13 protein-coding genes are annotated in these 21414 nt (G+C 60.7%); 8 read left to right on the forward strand and 5 right to left on the reverse strand.

All coding sequences use genetic code 11. The features are described from left to right. Nucleotides 1–269 (reverse strand): shikimate dehydrogenase family protein (locus PPP56_RS12700; RefSeq protein ID WP_502912578.1); only part of this gene is annotated, 269 nt, incomplete at its 3' end. A gap of 240 nt (nt 270–509) precedes the next feature. Continuing rightward, nucleotides 510–2465, reverse strand: a complete 1956-nt coding sequence (locus tag PPP56_RS12705) for a cation:proton antiporter (protein WP_353564425.1) — start codon at nt 2463–2465, stop codon at nt 510–512. Nucleotides 2466–2693: 228 nt separating this feature from the next. On the opposite strand from PPP56_RS12705, the gene PPP56_RS12710 reads away from it, so the two are divergent. Further along, nucleotides 2694–4145 (forward strand): Glu/Leu/Phe/Val family dehydrogenase, encoded by a 1452-nt coding sequence (locus PPP56_RS12710; RefSeq protein ID WP_353564426.1) that lies wholly within the window; start codon nt 2694–2696, stop codon nt 4143–4145. Between the two features lie 189 nt (nt 4146–4334). Here the strand turns inward: PPP56_RS12710 and PPP56_RS12715 are convergent, their stop codons facing one another. Together PPP56_RS12715 and PPP56_RS12720 are read right to left on the reverse strand one after the other, a co-directional pair. Next, entirely contained in the window at nt 4335–6740 is a 2406-nt protein-coding gene (locus PPP56_RS12715) for a serine/threonine-protein kinase (RefSeq protein WP_353564427.1), read from the reverse strand. 135 nt (nt 6741–6875) lie between these two features. Then, complete coding sequence (locus tag PPP56_RS12720) at nt 6876–7433, reverse strand: sigma-70 family RNA polymerase sigma factor (RefSeq protein ID WP_353564428.1); 558 nt, start codon at nt 7431–7433, stop codon at nt 6876–6878. Nucleotides 7434–8043: 610 nt separating this feature from the next. Here PPP56_RS12720 and PPP56_RS12725 point away from each other — a divergent pair. The 3 genes from PPP56_RS12725 to PPP56_RS12735 all read left to right on the forward strand — a co-directional run bounded on the left by PPP56_RS12725 (nt 8044) and on the right by PPP56_RS12735 (nt 13112). Beyond that, the gene (locus PPP56_RS12725; protein WP_353564430.1) at nt 8044–8688 is read left to right on the forward strand and encodes a porin family protein; all 645 of its coding nucleotides are present in this window, start codon (nt 8044–8046) and stop codon (nt 8686–8688) included. 93 nt (nt 8689–8781) lie between these two features. Next, nucleotides 8782–12339, forward strand: coding sequence for a chromosome segregation protein SMC (gene smc / locus PPP56_RS12730; protein ID WP_353564431.1), 3558 nt, complete (start codon nt 8782–8784; stop codon nt 12337–12339). Between the two features lie 146 nt (nt 12340–12485). Next, nucleotides 12486–13112, forward strand: a complete 627-nt coding sequence (locus PPP56_RS12735; protein WP_353564432.1) for a thymidine kinase — start codon at nt 12486–12488, stop codon at nt 13110–13112. Between the two features lie 111 nt (nt 13113–13223). Here PPP56_RS12735 and dut read toward each other — a convergent pair whose 3' ends face one another. After that, nucleotides 13224–13682 (reverse strand): dUTP diphosphatase, encoded by a 459-nt coding sequence (gene dut / locus PPP56_RS12740; protein WP_353564437.1) that lies wholly within the window; start codon nt 13680–13682, stop codon nt 13224–13226. A gap of 424 nt (nt 13683–14106) precedes the next feature. On the opposite strand from dut, the gene PPP56_RS12745 reads away from it, so the two are divergent. The 4 genes from PPP56_RS12745 to PPP56_RS12760 all read left to right on the forward strand — a co-directional run bounded on the left by PPP56_RS12745 (nt 14107) and on the right by PPP56_RS12760 (nt 21303). Beyond that, a complete protein-coding gene (locus PPP56_RS12745) occupies nt 14107–16287 on the forward strand; it encodes a fasciclin domain-containing protein (protein WP_353564433.1) in 2181 nt (726 codons plus the stop codon). 295 nt (nt 16288–16582) lie between these two features. Beyond that, nucleotides 16583–17233, forward strand: coding sequence for an RNA polymerase sigma factor (locus PPP56_RS12750; protein ID WP_353564434.1), 651 nt, complete (start codon nt 16583–16585; stop codon nt 17231–17233). A gap of 68 nt (nt 17234–17301) precedes the next feature. Beyond that, nucleotides 17302–18411, forward strand: coding sequence for a FecR family protein (locus PPP56_RS12755; protein WP_353564435.1), 1110 nt, complete (start codon nt 17302–17304; stop codon nt 18409–18411). Nucleotides 18412–18507: 96 nt separating this feature from the next. Then, entirely contained in the window at nt 18508–21303 is a 2796-nt protein-coding gene (locus tag PPP56_RS12760; RefSeq protein WP_353564436.1) for a carboxypeptidase regulatory-like domain-containing protein, read from the forward strand. The last annotated feature ends 111 nt before the right edge of the window (nt 21304–21414 follow it).

A 21414-nucleotide genomic window follows, 5' to 3' on the forward strand; every position in this document is an offset into this window, starting at 1 on the left:
GCACGCGGACTTACCGAGTCGAGCAGCGGCACGATTGCTTCCTTGTGAGGGATGGTGACGTTGGCACCCAGAATCTGAAGCGCTCGCATCCCATTGACCGCATCGGACAGCGCCCCGTGCGATACGGGAGTAGCCGCGTACATCGCGTTGATGTCCTGTAGCGCAAATGCTGTATTGTGGATACGTGGCGACAGCGAATGCTCTATCGGGTCGCCGATAAGGAGCACAATCCGTGTAGCCGCATCAATGCGCGAAGAAGAACCTGACATAGAAGCCAATGCAGTGCAATGGGATGAAGTAGACAACGAGGTACGCATGCGATGCCTGCCTGCGAGGCGATCGTACCGGCAGGCGTTGTGCGTCATATTTTTGCACACCGCACAATTTGCACACCGCACAATAGGATGAGTCGCATTGCTCTCCTGTTTCCCATCACAATGGCGATACGGGATCGTAACGCATACAAACCGTTCGGGCTTTTGGCATGGCACCGCGCGCCCTTCGTTTTTTCAGATTCCCCTCTCATGATCTTCTTGCATAGGCGGCTGCATCAGCAAAACGATGCGATCGGCGGCCCGCATCGTAGCTGGAAGCTGCGTGAGCGGGCCCGTTAGCACGCCGTTCTCATGGATTACGAAGAGGGGCGTGGCATCGGCTGTTTCGCATGCCTGCATGAGTGTCGAGCCCTCGTATGAAGCATGCTCGGCCTCTCCAGGCAGTATATCAGCCGGACGAAACGCATAGAACTGGGCTCCGCTCTCAAGTGCGGTGCGCATCCACTGGTACGAGACCGGTGCCGTGCGAGCAGCTGGCGCGGCCCGGAACGACGGCTCTTCCTCATGAACCGGCATAACCACCCGGTCGGCCCAGGGTAGACTGCCAGATGCATGCGCCACAGCATCGTGTAGCCGGTCGGTATCGGGCAGCATAATAACAGCACGCTCTACGCGATGCAGGGGCAGTGTATCGTAGGCTTCGGGTGCCTCCAGGTTGTGGCGTGCAGCAGGAAGATCCATCGCTCGGGCTGCCGCTACCGCATCCTCCCGGTCGTCGACCAGTTGTACGGGCAGGCCGCGCTGCTGCAGGAACGAGGCCAGGCGCCGTACCGGGTAGCCCGCGCCAATAAAGAGCAGCGTAGAGGGATGCGAAGCGCGGTCTACAAGCCACCGGGTAAGCGCAGGACCGAACAGGGCCGCATATGTACCCGCAGCTATCGCTACAAAAATCAGTGCAGGAAGCCACGTTCCTCCTGTAGACGGATACCAGTGCTGCACAAAGGGGAGCACCGCAGCCGCGGTGACCAGGGGAAACACGTCGCGTGCGTGCCAACTCCCGAGCATGAGCAGACTACGCCACGTGCGCCTACTCCCCCACCACAACAGTCCCAGTGCTACCGGACGTGCTACCAGCGCTGCTGCAGCGAACAACAGCATAGGCATGGAAAAGAGATCCCAGACGTTCGCACCCAGATTCGTTCCGATGATGACGCCTACAACGGCGGCGGTAACATGGTAGAGCGCTGGTGGCATCCGAAGTGCATGCGTTGGCTGCACCCAGGGCTGATATGCCAGGAATCCCCCTGTCAGCAGCGGCACGAGGAGTCCGGGACCATGCTGCAGGTAGTCGGCTCCGAACACGCTGGCCCAGACCAGGAGCGCCACGGCAACGCCCCGTACGGGGCTGGGGCGCTGCACCCAGCGAAGAACGCCAAGCAGAAGCGCCACAGCCACACCCGCTATGCCCAGCGAAGTAAACACGTCGAGTCCGATCCCGAGAGCCAGGTGCTCTGCCTGCGTGGTAGCTGGTGCGGCAATGGGACTGTGGGCTACCTGCGCTACTGTTATTCCGACCAGCAGAAGTCCGAGCAGAATTGCGCCTCCAGCCCCTGCTTCAACGCGCAGTGGCATCGTCATGGATTCTGGGAGCGGCGTATGCCGGAGCAAGGCGCCAAGTGCATAGCTGCTGGGGACTGCCAGCACCCCGCCGGCCAGCAGCGCAAGCGACACGGGCCACTGCATTGCAGCGTATCCGGCCGCTGCGATCAACAGGGCGTGCAGAAGGGGCACCCCGTACCGCATACGCCTCGTCAGTGCGTCATATTGCGGGCCGTGCCCTGTCGCTTGCTGCTCTATAGCTTGCTGCTCTACGCGCTCTCCTACCTCCGACTGCTCTGCCACCTCTGAGCGCGGAGCGACCGGCACCGGAAGCGACGTTTCGTTGCGCATTGCAGCACGAATCTGCCGCCCCGCGTCGAAGAGCCATATACTTGCAACAGCAACGACCAGCGTGCGCATCCCCTCGAAGGCCAGTGTTGCCGTAGGCACGAGCCCGAGTAGCGGTCCGACAACGCCCCCGATGGGAATCACGATGAGCAGCGTGGGCACACGCAGGCGCCAGGCTACCCACAGCCCTACCGCTGCACAGGCGCCAATCAGAAGAAGAGGAGCGAGTACGGGATCAGTCACTGGATCTATGGGGCTGCTAAAAAAGATCGATGGCCGCTTAGCACGCACTGTTGCTACGCGCTATGCGTTCTTTTCGCGAACATCGTGCAAACGAATGTACAATATTTTTGGAAGCGCTTACAATTTACGGGGGGTGGCTTGCCGTTGTAGTACGTAGCCGTTTACATGCAAAACAAGCGACAACCGGTGCTTTCGTATTTTTCTGTATCACTTTTCTGCTTCTGATCTATGCAACCCGCTTCCACCGATACAACCCCGGGGGCTGAACAGGGGTTTTCCGCTCAGGTAAACCGCATGTTCGATACCGCCGCTGTGCACACCGACCACCCGGAGGGCGTGCTGAACCAGATACGTGCCTGCGATAATATCGTGCGTTTCGAGTTCCCTATCAAGCGCGACGACGGGAGCATCGAAGTGATCCGTGCATACCGGGCTGAGCACAGCCACCACAAGAAACCGACCAAAGGCGGCATCCGGTACGCCATGAACGTAAACGTGGATGAGGTCATGGCGCTGGCTTCGCTCATGAGCTATAAGTGTGCTATCGTGGATGTGCCATTTGGCGGCGCCAAAGGCGGGGTGCGCATCGATGCCCGCGAATACTCGACGCACGAGCTGGAGCGGATTACGCGCCGCTACACGTTTGAGCTGATTCGGAAAAACTTTATCGGAGCCGGGGTAGATGTACCGGCTCCTGACTACGGCACCGGTCCACGCGAGATGGCCTGGATCATGGATACCTACAACCAGATGACCGACGACGACCTGAACGCGCTTGGGTGCGTAACGGGCAAGCCGGTTGGGCAAGGGGGCGTGCGCGGTCGCACCGAGGCAACCGGACGCGGCGTATACTACGGCATCCGCGAAGCCTGTGCCTTTAAGCGAGACATGGACGCGCTGGGCCTCGACGTAGGCACCGTCGGAAAGTCGGTCGTTGTACAGGGAATCGGTAACGTCGGCTACCATGCGGCCCGCATCCTGCAGGACGAAGGGGGCGCCAAGATTGTCGGTATTGCCGAGATCGAAGGAGCCATCTACGACCCGAGCGGACTCGACATCTACGACGTGGTAGCACACCGCGAAGAGACCGGGTCGATCCTCGACTTTCCAGGCGCTACAAACATCGATAACTCGTTTGACGCGCTGGAGCTGGAGTGCGACATTCTCGTACCTGCTGCCCTCGAAGGCGTTATCACCACCGAAAATGCAACGCGCATCCAGGCCAGCATCATCGCCGAGGCCGCCAACGGACCGGTTACCGCCGAGGCTGATGCTATCTTGCAGGAGCGCAACGTGCTGATCATCCCTGACGTGTACCTGAACGCCGGGGGTGTTACCGTGTCGTACTTCGAGTGGCTGCGCAACCTGTCGCACGTGCGCCACGGCCGCATGAGCCGCCGCTTTGAGGAGCGCAATGCCGAGCGCATCCTGCGGGCCGTCGACGAGCTCACCGACCAGAGCTTTGATGAGCAGCTCATGGAAGACCTGGTCAAGCGCGTCGGCTTTGGCGCCAGCGAGGAGGACCTCGTAAACTCGGGTCTCGAAGACACCATGACGTTCGCGTATGAGGAGATCCGCAATGAACGCGAGCAGCACGACGTGGACATGCGTACCGCAGCTTTCATCAGCGCGATAAACAAGATCGCGAAGTCTTACTCTGACATGGGCATCTTTCCCTGATCGGAGTTTCAAGCTTCGGCGCCGTACAGGCGCTTGTCATAGACCCAGTCAGAATCAGGGGGATGCGTACCGTTCGCATCTCCCTGATTTAGTTACACGGCTACGGTCATGTAGCTACGCCACCAGGCTGCGCGTGTATCCGCAATCGCCGGAAGAGCCGGGCAGGTATAGGTATCGAAGAAGCGCCCCTTACCCTGCCGAGCCATCGGGCACGCCGCCTGTCTGCAACAAGACCCCGCGGACGCGCTGCGTACGCCAGTCATCCGGTCCAAACGCCGCTTCGAACTGTCGATAGACCGGGACCAGATACGTACGCCCCTCAGCAATCTGTCCTTGCTGAATGAGCGCAACGCCTACGACGCCCCAGCCTGCCTGCACCTCCCAGTGCGAGTCGGGCACGAACTGCGTGAGGATCTCGATGCCCTCGCGCACCATGGCCTCTGCCTGCTGGCCGTTGCCGCGCTCCGCTTCAAGCCATCCGTACCGGATCAGTGAAGAAGCGATATGTGGATGCACGTCAGGGAGTACATTGCGCCGCATATCAAGCGCCTCTTGATGCACGGTAGCGGCCTGCTCTAAATTCCCGTTCAGGTGAAGCGAATATGCATACCGCGCAAGCGCCGAAGCCAGATAGGGGTGGTCAGCTGCGTGTTGTGCCCTACGCATATTTATGGCTGCCTCGTGCAGCGGAAACGCCTCTTCGAAGCGTCCTTGCTGCTGCAGTGCAATGGCGAGGTTGTGCAGGTAGACATCGTTGTTCTGCCTGTCGCCACCCTGAAGCCGAATCGCACGGCGCAGCAGGGTCTCCGATTGCGCGCCGTTTCCGATGGCGTTGTAGACGAGAGCCAGCGTGTTCAGGTAGGGTGCAGCCCCCGGGTGCGTTGCCCCATGCACGCGCTCAAAGCTGGCGAGCGCATCGGTGAGGTAGCGCTCGGCCTCTTCATAGTTGCCCATGCGAAAGAACATGTAGCCCAGCTCACGCTTCGTACCAGCCTGCGCGATGGCGTCGCCGCTTTCAGCCTGCGTGGCGAGTGCTTCACGAAGCAGCGGCGCGGCCTGGCTGTACAGCCCAAGGCTGTTGTAAACCCGAGCGAGCGTGCCCTGCAGATCGGCCCGCACCTGGGGCGCTTCACGCATATTTTCGTCGAGGCGCATCGCCCCACGGTCCAGCACCTCTCGAACCGTCAGGTCGGGATTTCCTGTTACGTTGCGCACCGGGTCGGATGCAGCGAAGAGATCCGTCAGAAAGGTAGTCACGGCTTCGGACTTGTCGCGCTCAGCCTTCATCTGCTGCGAGTACAGCGTGACGGTGAAGGCGTACCCGACGACGACGAGCAGAGCGGCCATCGCCCCTGTGATGGCCCAGCGGTTGCGCCGCATGTACGTGCGGGCCCGGTAGAGCGGCGTAGATGTGCGTGCCTGTACGGGGCGATCACTGAGGTAATGCTCCAAGTCGCGCCCGAGCTCAGAAGCAGCGCCATAGCGCTGCTCAGGGTTACGAGCCAGCGCCTGTTCGACAACCGCATGCAGGTCGCTCTGGAGTATATCTCTTAGCGCCGCCACGCTCGTGCTTCGCTCTGCCGCAATTGCGGCCTGCTCCTCTTTAGACAGTCCATGAAAGCGCTGATACATGGTACGTAAGTTGCCCTCACATACCGCCTGCATGAGCGCATACGGCGCTGTCGTATCCGCCTCAATCGGCGAGCAGCCCGACACAAGCTCATAGCATATGCGTCCGAGTGCATACACATCGGTACGGGTGCTGATGGGCCCGTCCTCGATCTGCTCGGGCGCCGCGTATCCAGGCGTCATCGGGTGCGTGCCGACCTGGGTTTCGTATGGATCAAGCGTAGCCGCAAGCCCCGATTCTTCGAGCACTTTAGCGATCCCAAAGTCGAGAAGACGAACCTGCCCTGTCTCCGTCACCAGTATGTTGGAGGGTTTCAGGTCGCGATGCACGATGAGGTGCTGGTGGGCATACTGCACGGCTTCAATCACATCACGAAGCAGCTCCAGCCGCTCTTCGACCGTAAGCTGATGGGTATTGCAGTATTCCGTAATCGGCGTTCCCTCTACACGCTCCATTACAAAGAACGGGTCTCCGTCCGACGTTGTACCACCATCGAACACCCGCGCTATGTAAGGATGGGTGAGCGCAGCAAGAATGCTCCGCTCGCGTAGAAACCGCTGTCCGAAGTTGGCCCGCTGCCCGCCGCGCAGCACTTTTATGGCGACAACCTGCTCAAAGAGTCCGTCGCTGCGATGGGCCTCGTACACGTAGCTGCTTCCCCCCATCCCGATCGGGGCGTCGATGGTGTACGCCCCCACCTGCGTTCCTTCAGCAAGCCCACTATCGGGGACAGCAGCGTCTTCGCTCCCTTCTTCAACCCATGTGCCTGCACACTGCCAGGCGTCGTAGTCGAGCAGGCTTGGCGCTTCGGTTGCAGCACGAAGCAGTGCCATTGCTTCTTCATAGAGCTCGGGATCATCCGGAAACGCCGCCCTGATGACGGCCTGTCGCTGTCCCCGCGGCGCGTCCAGTGCTCTGTCTAACACCTCGCTAAGAACCGGCCAATGCGTTTCAACAAGAGACATACGAAGTTGGGGGGGATTGAAACGGGCCGGTCTGTTTGCGTATTTCGTATCGGGCGGTCATGGTCTGGCTTGCCCGAAAAAGCGCTGTTGCAGTCAATATCCCCGTCCACCAGATTGGAGGCTGAAGGGCTGGTGTCACTCGTCCATTGCACGGGCCAGCCATCCTTTGGCTTTGCGCCAATCGCGGCGCACGGTACGGGGCGAAAGGTCGAGCAGTTCGGCAATCTCTTTTTCGGTCATGCCGCCGAAGAACCGATACTCAACAACTTTGGCGAGCCGCTCATCCATCTTGGCCAACTGAGCGAGGGCGTCGTCGAGCGCAATGAACAGCTGCGCCGTTTCCTCGCTGTCTGATAGCTGTATCTTGTCAAGCTGCACATGTGGCGCACCGCCCCCCCGCTTCTGCGCTGTACGGCGGCGCGCATAATCCACCAGAATGTTGCGCATGATGCGCGACGCCATCGCATAGAAATGCAGACGGCTCTCCCACTCAACCTGTGTCTGATCGATGAGCTTCAGGTAGCACTCGTGCACGAGCGCTGTAGTGCCGAGCGTGTGCCCTTTGCGTTCCCGCCGCATGCGATGATGGGCTAACTGACGCAGTTCATCATATACAGCTTCCCACAGACGATCTTTTGCGCTCCCGTCGCCGTGCTGGTAATTAACGAGAAGCTGTGTAACGTTTTCATCCATAACAGAAAGCACTTGGTATTCGAAGAACGACGGAACGCCGTTTGTCTGTCTCTGCCCGGTACAACGCTAACGATGCCATCCAACAACATGGCCGTACGTTGCCGTACACCTGTATACTCGTATCCCCTCCCCCTGTAAACCCTGTGTGCCCAGGCGGTTTGTATACGGGTTTATCTTTTGCCTCCATGCGTGAGCTTTCGGCACATCGCCTCCGTAAGCGTCAGGCGTAACGGGTACACTGCGAATAACGTATGTGTAGTATACACACAAGATATACGCCATCGTATCATAAACGCAATCACATCACAGTGAATAACACCCCCTTGATTGTCTTTTACTCTACCTATTGCCGGCAGTCTCTCCTTTTACATCTGCTGTATTACATTCATTTAGACGCACGTAACGTACAGATCGTAACGCAAATGAGCTCCACTACCCAGCAGTTACCTGCATATGTTGCGATGCATGTAGCGCCGCGGCATACGGCATGATATATTATCATCGCCACATCATCGCTTCATTTTGCCCAGCGCCCGTCGCCTGGAGACGGATCACCTTTTCCCGATGCTACGTGTAAGCGATGCTATACTTCAAACCACTCCCTTTTACAATGACACAGCGCGTAGGGCTTCTTTTTATTGTGGCCGCCCTCTGGTGTAGTCCTCTGGCGTCTGCCCAGTCGGTCTCGTTTGGCGGAACGCTTGGGGCTAATCTCTCAACGGCTACCACCTCCGACGACCTGTCGACGGGTATCCGCACCACAGTTATGTTTGGGGGGGTGATGCGCGTTGATCTGCCTGGCCCGGTCGCCGTGCAGCCCGAACTTCTTTTTTCAGAGCGTGGAATCACGGTCTCGGAAGGCACCGGACAGGTTAACTACAATGCTTCGTATCTCGAAGTACCGCTGCAGCTACGCCTCCAACTCCCGTCAGTCTGGCGCCTGAATCTCTTTGCTACCGCAGGCGGCTCGTTTGGCCTCAAGATGTTCGAAACACAGAGCATTGGCGGGACGCTCGAAACGCAGGTCAACACGAACACCTCGTTCTACGAGCGCACCGACATGAGCGGACTCGTAGGCTTTGGCGCCTCTTTTGAGGACGGGCCCAGTCCCATCGGCGTGGTGGTACGGTACATGCACGGGTTCAACGACATTGCCCGTACGATCGATGAACAGCCGTTCCAGGAATCTGGCAACGTCTTCCCCAGCAGCGCCTCACTTCGCACCCTCACGCTGGGCGTCTACATTGGCATATAACTGATGAGCATATAACTGCTCTTTCGATCCTTATCCACCGGGGCGAGCCACAGCGTTGGACGCGCCCTTTTGTATGACTGCTTCTGCCTTCGTATGTATCTCCGCACGCTTTCGCTTCATGGATTCAAGAGCTTCGCTGACCCCACAGAGGTCGACTTTGATCCCGGCATTACTGCTATTGTTGGGCCAAATGGATGCGGGAAGTCAAATATCGTAGATGCAGTGCGCTGGGCCATTGGCGAACAGCGCCCCACCGTGCTGCGGTCTGAAAAGATGCAGAACGTGATCTTCAACGGCACCGACTCGCGCAAGCCGCTGGGCATGGCTGAGGTGCAGCTCACGATCGAGAACAACCGGAACGTGCTTCCAACCGAGTACTCTGAGGTAACCATCGGGCGGCGTCTCTTTCGCGATGGTACGTCTGAGTATCTGATGAACGACACGACGTGCCGCCTGAAAGATATTACAGATCTCTTCATGGACACCGGAATGGGGGCTGATGCCTACTCGGTGATCGAGTTGAAGATGATCGATGAGATTGTGTCGGGCAGCACCGAAGATCGCCGCCGGATGTTTGAGGAGGCCGCGGGCATCACCCGCTACAAGATGCGTCGCCGCCAGGCGCTGCGTAAGCTCGACAATACCCAGGACGACCTGGAGCGCATTCGCGACCTCACCGGGGAGATCGGTGCACAGGTGAAACGTCTCAAGAAGCAGGCTGAAAAGGCCGCACGCCATAAAGAGCTCTCTGAGGAGCTGCACACGGTGGAGCTTCAGCTGGCACAGGCGGAGTACGACCGCCTCCAGGCGCAGCGCGCCGAGATCGTCGCGGAGCAAGAGGCCGCCCAGATGCGAGCCGATACGCTCGATGAGAAACACGATGCAGCCGAGGAGAAGCACGCTACGCTCCGCAGCACCTTAGATGAACGAGAAGCCGAGCGCTCCAGTCGGCGCCAGGCGCTCCAAGACCACCGCACCCAGATCAGCGAGCTGGAGTCGGACCAGCGATTGCAGCGCGAACGCCTCACCCGGGCCCGCGACGACCGGCGCGAGGCGGAGACCGCTCAAGAGCGCGACGCCGACCGGCTCTCTGACATTAACGAGCGCCTCCAGCAGGTAGATGCGCAGCTTAGCGAAGCCCGGCCGGCGCGCGCGTCTGCCGAGTCCGCCCTCGAAGACGCCGCCGAGCGGCGTGCCCAGGCAGAAGCCGAAGCCGAAACGCTGCGCGAAGACCTCGCGTCGGTGCGTGCCCGGCTCAATAAACACGAGACCGAGCAGTCGAAACGCCAGCGCACGCTCGACCAGCAGACCAACCGGCTCGACCTGCTTCGGGAGGCGCAAGAGCATGCCAAGGAACAGCAGGCAGAGCTCGCTGCCAACGCATCAGAGCGGGCCGAACACGCCCAGTCGGCCCGCTCCGAAATGAACAGCGCCGAGGCCGACCTGGCCGCTGCCGAGGAAGACCTTGAGCACGCCCGACAGGCTTTCGACGCGCGCAAAGAGGCCCTGGCATCCGTCGAGGCCGCCTACCAGGATGCGCAGCGCCGCCGCGATGCCGCTGCCACCGAGGTTGAGCTACTCGAAGGGCTCGTGTCGAGCTACGACGAGTTTTCGGATGCCATCCAGCATCTGGCCTCTGAAGGACCGTTCGACGACCTCATCACGGTCGCTGATGTTCTGGGATGCGACGACGAGCTCCGCGTTGCGCTCGACGCGGCCCTGGGCGACTGGGCATCGTGCGTGGTGGTCGCCTCATCCGAGGCCGCGGAGACAGCGATTGAAACGCTGCGAGCTGATGAAGCCGGACAGGCTACGTTCATCGTGCTCGATCGCCTTCCGGCTCCGCCCGAACCGCGCCCGACTCCCAACGGAACGGTTTCGCTGCGCACGCAGGTACGCACCACCGAACCACGCTACCGGCCGCTGGCCGACGTGCTGCTACACCAGCACTTTGTAGCCGACGATCTTGATGCCGCCCGTTCAGCAGCAGAAGACACCTCGCAAAACACAACGGTTTATGCTCCCACGGGCGAGTGGTGCGACGCGCAAGGGCGTCTTCGAGGCGGCAGCCGCCAGGAGAACGCCTCGCCCGTTGCTTCGCGGGTCGGACGCCGTGAGCAGCTGGCGGCTGCGCAAGCTGAATGGGAAGACGCTCATGCTGAGTGCGAAACCCTCAAGGCTGAGTACAACGGGGCGCAGTCGGATCTGCAGCGCGCTGAAACCGAGCTTGAAGATGCCCGCCAGTCCGTCACCGAAGCCCAGCGCACCTTCGACCGGGCCGAGGCCCGCTACGAGCAGGCTACCTATGAGCGGGAAGCCGCCGAGGAGCGACGCGACGAGTTAGCGCATCGCATTGCGGAGCGCGCCGATGAGCTCGACGCGCTGCGTAGCAACATCGAAACGCTACGCGCTGAGGTGCAAGATGCAAAAGAGACGTTAGAGACGCTCCGCGAGGAACGCCAGATCGCTGAAACCAAGCTGGGGAAAGCTGCTCAGGCCGAGCGCGATGCGGTGGAGGCACACAACAGCGCCCAACTACAGGCCGTGGAGGCGCGCAATCGTGTAGACACGCTCGAACGCGACCAAGAGCGCCTGCAGGAGCAGCGCGCAGAGGTCGATGCGCGTATGAGCGACCGGGAAGCACGCATCGAGCAGCTGGGCAGCACAATCGAAACCGCACTCGACCGGCAGACTGAACTCGATGAGAAGATCGAAGCCGCCCGTGAAGCACGGGCCGACTACCAGCAGGCTGTCGATGAGGCCGTTGAGGCCGTTGAGGCAACACGTACACAGGTCAACGAGATCGAACAAACGCTGCGCTCCTTGCGCCAGGAACGCGAATCTGCTGTCGAGAAGGAGAACAAGGCCGCCGTACGACGCGCTCAGATCGATACCCGCCTTGAGGAACTGCATGCAAACATCGAGGAAGATTTTGATCACGACCTCGACAAAGAAGCGGTCGACCTGCCCGAAGATTTTGATGTTGACGATGCCCGCTCAACCGTGCGATCGCTTCGCGGGTCACGTAACCGGCTTGGCGACGTGAATCCGCTTGCGGTCGACGAGTATGCCGAAACAAAAGAGCGCCTCGACTTTCTCGTGGATCAGCAGGAAGACCTGGAGGAGGCCGAAGAGACGCTGCTCGAAACGATCACAGAGATCAACACCAAAGCCTCAGAGCGTTTCGAAGACACCTACGAGTCTATACGCAGCAGCTTCCGAAAGCTGTTTTCAGATCTATTTGGCGAAGCCGCCCAGGCCGACCTGATGCTGGAGGATGCGGACGATCCGCTCGACGCGCCGATTGAGATTCGTGCCAAACCACCCGGAAAGGAGCCGAGCTCGCTTAAACAGCTCTCAAGCGGAGAGAAAACACTCACGGCCATCGCGCTGCTCTTTGCGATCTATCTCGTAAAGCCGAGTCCGTTCTGCATTTTGGATGAGGTCGACGCCCCCCTTGACGACACCAACGTAGAGCGTTTTATGAGCTTGATCCGCCGCTTTGAGCACGACACGCAGTTCATTCTTGTGACGCACAACCAGCGCACGATGGCCCTTGCCGATCGCATGTACGGCGTTACGATGCAGGAAAACGGCGTGTCGGAGCTGGTTGGCGTCGAGTTTGATGAGGCCGTCGAGATGGCCGGGTAGCTTCCGCATCCCCCCTGGCCTGATCTTGACCTGGCGTACTGCTCCCCAGAGTTCCCTCTCGGGTTGCCTCTCGGGGTTACCTGCTGCGCAGCCTCGCTTATCGTACCTTATCGTATCTTTTCACTACAGCCTCCCGCCCCTGCAGCATGGAACCTCATATCGTAAATCGAAGCCGCGATGCCGGATGGGTCGAAGTCGTGTGCGGATCAATGTTCAGCGGAAAGACCGAGGAGCTCATCCGCCGCCTGCGACGCGCACGCATTGCCCGACAGCAGGTCATGGCGTTCAAGCCGGCCCTCGACACGCGGTACAGCGACGACGAGGTGGTCTCGCACGACGACACCACCATGCCAACGACCGCCGTTAACGCCGCCGACCAGATCGTACTACTCGCTCGTGCGGCGGACGTCGTGGGCATTGACGAGGCGCAGTTCTTCGGGCCTGAGCTGATGCACGTATGCCAGACCCTGGCGTCCGACGGCGTGCGAGTGATCGTGGCCGGGCTCGATCAAGACTATAGGGGAAAACCCTTCGAGCCGATTCCGCAGCTCATGGCTATCGCCGAGCACGTTACGAAGCTACACGCGATCTGTGTACAATGCGGCGCGCCTGCAAATCACTCTCAGCGCATCGTGGCAGGCGACGACCGCGTGCTGCTCGGCGCCACGGAGGCGTACGAGCCCCGCTGCCGCGACTGCTTCCAGCCAACAGAGATCCCGAGCGGAGCCACCTCGAAGCCTGTCGCGTCATCACCGTCCGAAGACGCATCGTAGAACGCTGCATAACGCGCTCGTTTCTGTTACCCGCCTGACGCCCCGCCAAGGCGCCATGTGTGTGGCACATGCATGTGTGGCATATGTGTGGCACAGTGGAGCTTCTGCCGGTCATGTAGTTCCTGTTGACCCGAATCCGCCTTCGCCTCGTTCGGTGGCATCGAGCGTTTCAGCAGGCGTCCAGTCGATACGCTCGTAACGCGCCACCACAAGCTGGGCGATGCGCATCCCTCGCTCTACCGTAAACGGCTCCTGTCCTATGTTCACAAGCGCCACCTTCACCTCGCCCCGATAATCTGCATCGATGGTGCCCGGCGCGTTGATCACCGTAACGCCATGCCGCACCGCCAGCCCGCTTCGTGGGCGCACCTGGCCCTCGCAGTCCGGGGGCAACGCGATCTGGAGGCCAGTGGGTACGAGCGTTCGTTCTCCCGAAGCAAGCGTAATGGGACTGTCGTTGGGGATGGCAGCACGCAGGTCGGCTCCGGCGCTCTGTTCGGTGGCATGTTCGGGGAGCGGTAGGCCTTCTGCATGAGGCATCTGAACGAGGTGGACGGTGCGGGTCTGCATCGGCAGTTCTGTATCTGTCGTTTCGGGGGAAGCGAGCAAGTCGTCTGAGGAGTAGCTGCTACCGGGCCGTCTCCACGTACTGCGTTACGCATCACACGGTCTGTGCTGCACCAACAATAGCGGGCTCGGTTCAGGCCGTCGGGTCTCCTCAGGTCTCACGTAATAGATACGCATCATCTCGTAAAAGCGCGATCAACCTCCGCTTAAATCTTCTTTTCTTGCCGCTCAGCCACGTAGCCTGCGGCCCCGTTCCGCTGCCTGCCTGGCGAGGTAACAGGTTCGTTTCGTGCTCATAACGCGTTCGTTTCATTCGCCACTGGTTATTGGGGGGATGCCGCGGTGTCTATCGGGTGCGTATTCGGAAGCATCATATCGGATACGTGCACCATGCACGATTCACCTTTCCTCATAGTACCCGTTTATCATGCTTCATAGACTGATTCGCGGCTCGCGACTCCTGTCGCTGGCTCTCATTTTTACGCTCACCCTTGGGCTCACCGCATGCGACAGCGATGACCCGGTTACACCGGAGCCTCCCGAACCCGACCCTGAGCAGACGATCGGAGAGATCGTTGGCGATAGCGACGACTTTGCGACCCTCTTCGCTGCGCTGGATGCTGCCGGGCTGGCTGATACGTTCACCGATGCGGAGGCTACGTTCACGGTCTTCGCGCCCAACGAAGCCGCCTTCACGCCCATCAACACCGACGTGCTGCTCGGACAGGACGAGGCGCTCGCTTCGGTACTCGGCTACCACGTGATTGAAGGCCAGGCTATTTTCGCTGATGATCTTAACGAGGGCGAAAACACCGTAACCACGCTCTCTGGCGACGAGCTCACCGTTGAAGTCACCGACGACGGGGTCTTCATTGAAGGCTCCGAGGTCATTCAGACCGACATCGAAGCCGAAAACGGCGTCATCCATGTGCTCGACCGCGCGCTGCTCGGCAACCAGAATCTGGCGAATGTCGCCTGGTTTGTCAATGAAACAGGCAGCCTCTACAATGCCGTCGTTGATGCCGGACTCGGTGAAGCGTTCGCCGGAGCCGAAGAGTGGACCGTGTTTGGCCCAAACAACGAAGCGTTCGATAGCGCTGATCTCAGCGGATTCTCAGAAGATGAGACCCAAGAGATCCTGCAGTATCATGCACTCGCTGGCCAAACAACCGACGCTGCCTCCTTGCTTGGCCTGCTGGAAAGTGAAGGCGAACTGGAGCTCGAAACGCTGACGGGCGAAGCAATCAACGTTACGCTTGATGGCGAACAGGTCGTATTCAACGGCGGACAGGCCACCCTCGACGCTAACAACCTCGACTACTTTGCGTCGAATGGCATCCTGCACGTGATCGACGGACTGCTGCTTCCTGAAGATCTGCGTCCGGCTAACACGATCGCCAATGTTGTATCGCAGAACGATGACTTCTCCACGCTTCTTGCTGCGCTGGAAGAAGCCGATCTCGTTGATCCACTGGCCGATGAAGAAGCTACCTTCACCGTCTTCGCGCCCAACAACGACGGCTTTGCGCCGATCAACACCGACGTGCTGCTCGCACAGCCCGAACTCGGTGATGTGCTGGGCTACCACGTGATTCCCGATGCTGCAATCAGAGCAGCAGATCTCAACGAGGGCGAAAACACCGTAACCACGCTCTCTGGCGACGAGCTCACCGTTGAAGTCACCAACGACGGGGTCTTCATTGAAGGCTCCGAGGTCATCCAGACCGACATCGAAGCCGACAACGGCGTCATCCACGTGCTCGACCGCGCGCTGCTCGGCAACCAGAATCTGGCTAACACCGCCTGGTTTGTTGACGAAACGCTTGAGCTCTACAACACGGTTGTTGACTTCGGTCTTGCCGAAGCGTTTGTTGACGCTGAAAGCTGGACGGTCTTCGGCCCGAACAACGCTACCTTCGAAGCCGCCGACCTGAGCGGATTCTCAGAGGAAGAGATCCAGGAGGTCTTGCAGTACCATGTGTTTGCGGCCGATGCCGTTGACTCTGCCAGCCTACTTGCCCTGCTTGATGACGAGGGCGGCGAGGTTGAACTGGAAACGGCCCAGGGTGAACCCCTCACCATCGCACTCGATGGCGAACAGGTCGTGTTCAACGATGGCGAAAACGGCCCACAGGCCACCCTCGACGCTAACAACCTCGACTACTTTGCGTCGAATGGTATCCTGCACGTGATCGATGGACTGCTGCTGCCGCCAAGTTTCGCGGAAGACGACAGTGCCGTCACAATCACGCTGGATAACGATGGGGCCAGCGCCTACTTCGCCACAGCCGTAGACGGCGCTGACGCCGAAGCCGTTGTTGAACTGAACGAGAACAACGCGCCGATTACGCTTAGCGTAGGCACGCGCTATACCTTCGACATTGTGAACGGCGGACCGCATCCATTTGCCATTGAGGACGGCAATGGAACCGATCTGCTCACGCATGCTGGCGAAGGTACGTTTGCCGACGACAGCGACGTTGATCTCGTGACCGACGGCGAAGGCGGCTTCTCGTTTACGCTCACGCAGGAGCTTGCCAATGAGCTTGGCGAGTATTACTGCGCCGTTCACACGGGAAGCATGCGCGGGACGCTGAACGTTGAGTAACCCGCACTTCGAGTGCATTTCGAATCAAGCATGCTATCAAAGCGATAGGCATGTAGATTCGCTGCCAGACATGCGCGCCGGGCGTACTCCGCTGGAGGCGCTCGGCGCGCTGTGTTTGGGATTGCAAGCCTGTATTGTTGCGAAGGGTATTGTTGCGAAGGATTGTGCTGTCGCACCGCCTATGCCTGACTGCAAGAGCATCACCGTTAGATAAGCTGCTCTTGCAGCCGGGCACCGATCGACATCACTGCCGTACCAGTGCCGTCCCTCCAAGACGTTGTAGCGTTTCTTGCCTATGCCTGCCTCAGCGATGTCGGACTCTCCCCCCGTCAATGCTTCCGACGGCCCAAACGGGCCCCGCAGCGATGCCGCTGGTACAGATGCCGACACCGCAGCGATCGATGCGTTATGCGAACGGCTTCGCGCCTCCGATCGCGATGCGTTCAAAACGGTCTTCTGCCAGCTGTCCCCTCGCATCTTCCGATTCGTACGAGGCATGGTTGCGTCGGATGAAAAAGCCCGCGACATTACGCAGGAGACCTTCACCAAGCTGTGGTCCATCCGTACCGAACTGGATGACGTTGACTCGCTCACTGCGTACGTTTTCCAGATGGCGCGCAACCGCGTCTACAACCTGCAGCGTGATGAACAGACGCGCCGGACCCACGAGACCGCTGTGCCTTCCGATGCCCTTGGAGGCGCCCCGCCGGCGCCCGATGCGGAACTTGATGCCGACCTTCTGCGCACGCTCCTTGACCGGTGGATCGATGAGCTGCCGGCCCGTCAGCGCGAGGCCCTTACGCTTCGCCGTATCGACGGCATGACGCATGAAGCCATCGCTGACATCATGGAGATCTCGCCCAACACCGTAAACAACCACATTGTGCGCGCACTCGACCACCTGCGTGCCCGCCTTCGCGAACACCGCCCCGACTTGCTTCCTTGATGCTGATTCTCTGATGCAGCACGCAACGACACGCCCCGCTTTTTTTCACCTGCCAGGTTCTTTTGGCTATGGATACGGATGATTCGTCCCTCAACAATGCGGACGCCCGGCTACCCGACGAAGTCAGCCAGGACAGCGATACGCCCCGGGACCGGGCGGAATACGCTGCGGTCTGGCGCCTGCTGGGCCGTGCCGATGCCGTTACGGACGAGGCGTTTTCGGCTGGAGAGGCCTGGCGCCACATGGCTCAACAGGTCGACGCAGAGCCAAGCAGCGGCCTCTCTGATGACGCGCCCGGCAACACCCGGCGCGATACTGCTGCATCGCCCAACCGCTCAGACCGTCGTGCCTCCGGTCGCGCTCCAGTGCGTCGCTCCAACCGTTCGAAACAGTCTGAACGGTCGATTCGCCGGAACTGGGTTGCCGGTGCGCTGCTGGCTGCCTGTCTTCTGGTAGGAGCTGTCTTCTGGTGGAGCCGGCCGGTGACTATCGAGACAATGGCTGGCGAGCAGACGACCGTGTCGCTCCCCGATGGATCCACCGTCGACCTCAACGGCGCCACGCGCCTCACCTACGCCCGTGGGTTTTCCGTGCTTCCGTTTGTTGATGCCGAAACGCGAACCGTGACGCTACGTGGCGAGGCCTTTTTCACCGTAGCCTCAGCCGACCGTCCTTTCGAAATTGAAACGGCGAACGCTCGTATCGGCGTTCTCGGCACTACGTTCAACGCACAAGCCTACACAACCCAGAACCATCCGACCACCGAGGTCACGCTTACCTCAGGGCGTGTACAGCTGCGCAGCGAAGCTCCGGGCTACGACCCTGTCATATTAGATCGTGCCGGACAGTACAGCCGCGTTGTAGGTACCGGCGCGGCTCCCTCTGCCCCCACAGACACGCCCACTGAAACAGCAGCAGCCTGGCGCGATGGCGGATTTGCAGTACGAAATGCCTCGCTGCCTGTTATCTTGCGAGCCATCGAAGCTCAGTTTGGCCTCCCGATTCACCTTCGCGTTCCTGAGTCCGATACCGATGCCATGACGCTGCATTACGGGCAGGTGAGCGATCCGGAGTCCATCCTGCGCGATATCGTAGCCGTTCAAGGCCTGCAATACCGTGCGCTCAGCCAGGGATACGAACTCGTTGCACCCGATTCTACACACCCTGAATCTGAGTAACGCAGTCCCGGTATGACGTGCCAACTGTTTCGTGTACATACGCTGTTGCTGCTGCTCGTTCTGCGATCAGACTGATTCGGACCTTCTTCTACCTTCATGCGCTGCTCCCCTGTGTTCTCATTGCGCCTACTGATCGGAGTCGTGCTGCTTGCCGGTCTAAGCAGCAGCGGGCCCGCCCTTGCCCAGCAGGTAGCGCCCGATGACGACGAGCCGCGCTATACCATGGCGCTGCGCGGCGTGCCCCTCGACGAAGCCTTGCAGCACTTCGTTGATACCACCAACGAAGACATCGCGTACTCCAACGAGCTGGTGCGCGACCGCCGCACGTACTGCCGCATTCGCAACGCCTCCCCCAGCGAACTGCTGCACTGCATTCTTCGGGATACCGGAGCCGACTACGTCGTCACCTCAGACGGCACCTACCTGATCGTAAATGCCTTTCAAGCTCCCGAGGCGACCGGACGCCTCATCGGCACGGTTGTAGACAGCGAAACCGGCACGCCGCTGCCTCGCGCCAACGTGCTCCTGGCCGATGCCGCCACCGGCATGGCCACGACCCCCTCAGGGCGCTTCAGCTTTCCAGATGTCATCGCCGGCTCGCATCAGCTCGTTGTTACGCATGTCGGATACGAAGCCGTCGTCGACAGCGTGTGGGTGCCCCCAGCCGGACGCAAGAGCGTGCGCATCTCGATGGCCCCGCAGCCTGTTCGCTCCCAGCCCGTTGTGGTCGATGGCCTGCAGCAGCGCCTGCCCTCGTTTGCCCTCGGCACCAACGCCATGGCCCGCGAAGACCTCAGTCCGCTTGCGGCTCCCGGCACGCCCGACATTGTGCACAGCGCCAGCCAGCAGATCGGGGTTACGCTCAGCCAGCCGCGGGCCGACCTTCACGTGCAAGGCGGCGCCCAGAACGAACACGTCATGCTGCTTGATGATGTGCCGATCCGCGAGCCCACCACGGTGGGCGGCGTGCTCTCCGCCTTCAGTCCGCAAGCCCTGCGCCGTATCGATGTGCACAAGGCCGGCTTTCCAGCACGGTACGGCAGCTACACCGCAGGCGTTATTGCAGCGGAGCACGACCTGTCGCGCACGAAGACTCGCCACGCCACGGCCACGGTCGATCCTGTGAGCGCAAACCTGCGGACCGAGGCGCAGTGGAATCAGACGGGCAGCGGCACCGGACGTGCCATGGCTACGGCCCGTGTCGGCGTGTGGAATGCCTATCGCTCGCCGGCGCTGCGCCACCGCCTGTCGACCTGGACGCGCCCCGACCCGATGCTCGCAACCTGGTGGGTCGACAACGGCGATGCGATGGGCCAGCTCGTAGATCATCTCTCGGCTCCCGACCTCCAGTTCTCAGACGTGCATGGTGCCGTGCAGCAGGAGCTATCGTCTTTTCATCAGTTGTACGTGTCGGCGTACCACGGCAGCAACCGGATGCGCACCGATGCCAGCAGCCTATTGGCAGACGAGGGAGGCCACGCGCGCCGCTTCGACACGCAAGGACGCACCGGCTGGACCAACACGATGGTGCAGGCCCGCCACGACTGGCTCGCCACCGATCGCCTTTCGGGACAGGTGCAGGTGTATGGCAGCCGCCACCGCTCTGACTCGTTCTTCGGGATGCGCAGCACCCTCTCCGACAGCACGCCCGATGACCAGCTCGACCAGGTCGCACCCGCCCCATCGGGTACATCCGACCATGCGCTCGAAGAGAACGAGATCGCTGAATGGCGCGCACGAGCTCTCGCCGAAGTCAGCCTCTCACCACGCTATCGCCTGAGTGCCTCTGTGGCCCCCACGTACTGGCGCGGCCATGTGCACATGCGCAACCGCTTCGTGGGAGACATTAATCACGAGGTGCGCACCTGGCAGTTGACGGGCCATCTCGAAGGCGAGGCCTCGCTCGGACTGGGCACGACCCTTACGGCTGGCACCCGGCTCACGTACCTCTCCGCTCAGCAGATGGTATACGCCGAGCCGCGCCTGGCGCTGCGCTACGACCGTAGCACCAGTCCCATTGGCGGCATAGCAGCACGCCTCGCAGGCGGAATCTACCGGCAGTACGTTACGCAAGCACAGGTCAGCAATGACGGGCCCATGGCCGCCGTCCCCAGCATGCGCTTCTGGCTCCCACTCGACGGCTCGCTCGCCCCGCCTCGCGCCTATCATGCCGCCGCTGACCTGCGCATCCAACCGGCTTCGAACTGGTCGGTGCAGTGGGAAACCTACTATAAGTGGCAGCCCAATACGCTGCACCTGGACTTCGCTACGCTCGTCGACCCGGTTCCCTTGCAAGACGTGCGGGCTGCCCAGACCGCCACAGCGCGCCAGCAGTCCGATTTCATGGCGTCGGGCGCCGGGCGTGCGTACGGCACGGCACTGCGCGTGCAGCGCTCGGGCAGCCGCGTGGATGCAACCGTACGCGCCGAGCTGGAACGCAGCCAGCGCCGCTACGCCGGGCGCTTCGAAGACCGCTTCGTGCCCGCCCCCTGGGAGCAGCCGGTTCGCATCGGAGGCGACCTGAGCGTGCAGATCGTTGATGGGCTGCATGCGGTTGGCAGCTGGCAAGGCATCTGGGGACGCTCGTGGGCGCTGCGCCGCGCCTACTACGACTACACGCCCCATACCTATGCCGCACAGTCGCGTATCGGGGCCGACCTGACCCGGCCCGGACGCCAGCAGCTCGCGCCGTTCTCGCGCGTTGACCTCGGCCTGCAGGCCGAGCGCCGCATCGCGGGCGTCACCGTAGAAGCGCAGCTCAACGTCGTAAACGTGCTCGACCGAGCCAATGCTTTCGACTGGAGCCTCGGCTCCGACGGCTCAGTTGACAACCCAATCGTACGTACCCTGCCCGGACGCAACGTCTTCTTCCTGGTCGGACTCCGGTATTAGGTAGACCCACAAAAGAACCTTTGAGAGCCTGTTTTGATTTCTTAAGTAGGTCAGCAAAAAATACATGTACACCTTGTCATCGCGAGGAGGGAGCGTGCGACCGACGCGGCG

The organism is Longimonas sp. (assembly GCF_040409695.1).
GTDB lineage: Bacteria > Bacteroidota > Rhodothermia > Rhodothermales > Salinibacteraceae > Longimonas.

Bases quoted from the DNA above. Each gene is read 5' to 3' on its own strand.
- PPP56_RS12710 (WP_353564426.1), top strand. From the start codon at position 2,694: ATGCAACCCGCTTCCACCGATACAACCCCGGGGGCTGAACAGGGGTTT.
- PPP56_RS12715 (WP_353564427.1), bottom strand. From the start codon at position 6,740: ATGTCTCTTGTTGAAACGCATTGGCCGGTTCTTAGCGAGGTGTTAGAC.
- PPP56_RS12720 (WP_353564428.1), bottom strand. From the start codon at position 7,433: ATGGATGAAAACGTTACACAGCTTCTCGTTAATTACCAGCACGGCGAC.
- PPP56_RS12725 (WP_353564430.1), top strand. From the start codon at position 8,044: ATGACACAGCGCGTAGGGCTTCTTTTTATTGTGGCCGCCCTCTGGTGT.
- smc (WP_353564431.1), top strand. From the start codon at position 8,782: ATGTATCTCCGCACGCTTTCGCTTCATGGATTCAAGAGCTTCGCTGAC.
- PPP56_RS12735 (WP_353564432.1), top strand. From the start codon at position 12,486: ATGGAACCTCATATCGTAAATCGAAGCCGCGATGCCGGATGGGTCGAA.
- dut (WP_353564437.1), bottom strand. From the start codon at position 13,682: ATGCAGACCCGCACCGTCCACCTCGTTCAGATGCCTCATGCAGAAGGC.
- PPP56_RS12745 (WP_353564433.1), top strand. From the start codon at position 14,107: ATGCTTCATAGACTGATTCGCGGCTCGCGACTCCTGTCGCTGGCTCTC.
- PPP56_RS12750 (WP_353564434.1), top strand. From the start codon at position 16,583: ATGCCTGCCTCAGCGATGTCGGACTCTCCCCCCGTCAATGCTTCCGAC.
- PPP56_RS12755 (WP_353564435.1), top strand. From the start codon at position 17,302: ATGGATACGGATGATTCGTCCCTCAACAATGCGGACGCCCGGCTACCC.
- PPP56_RS12760 (WP_353564436.1), top strand. From the start codon at position 18,508: ATGCGCTGCTCCCCTGTGTTCTCATTGCGCCTACTGATCGGAGTCGTG.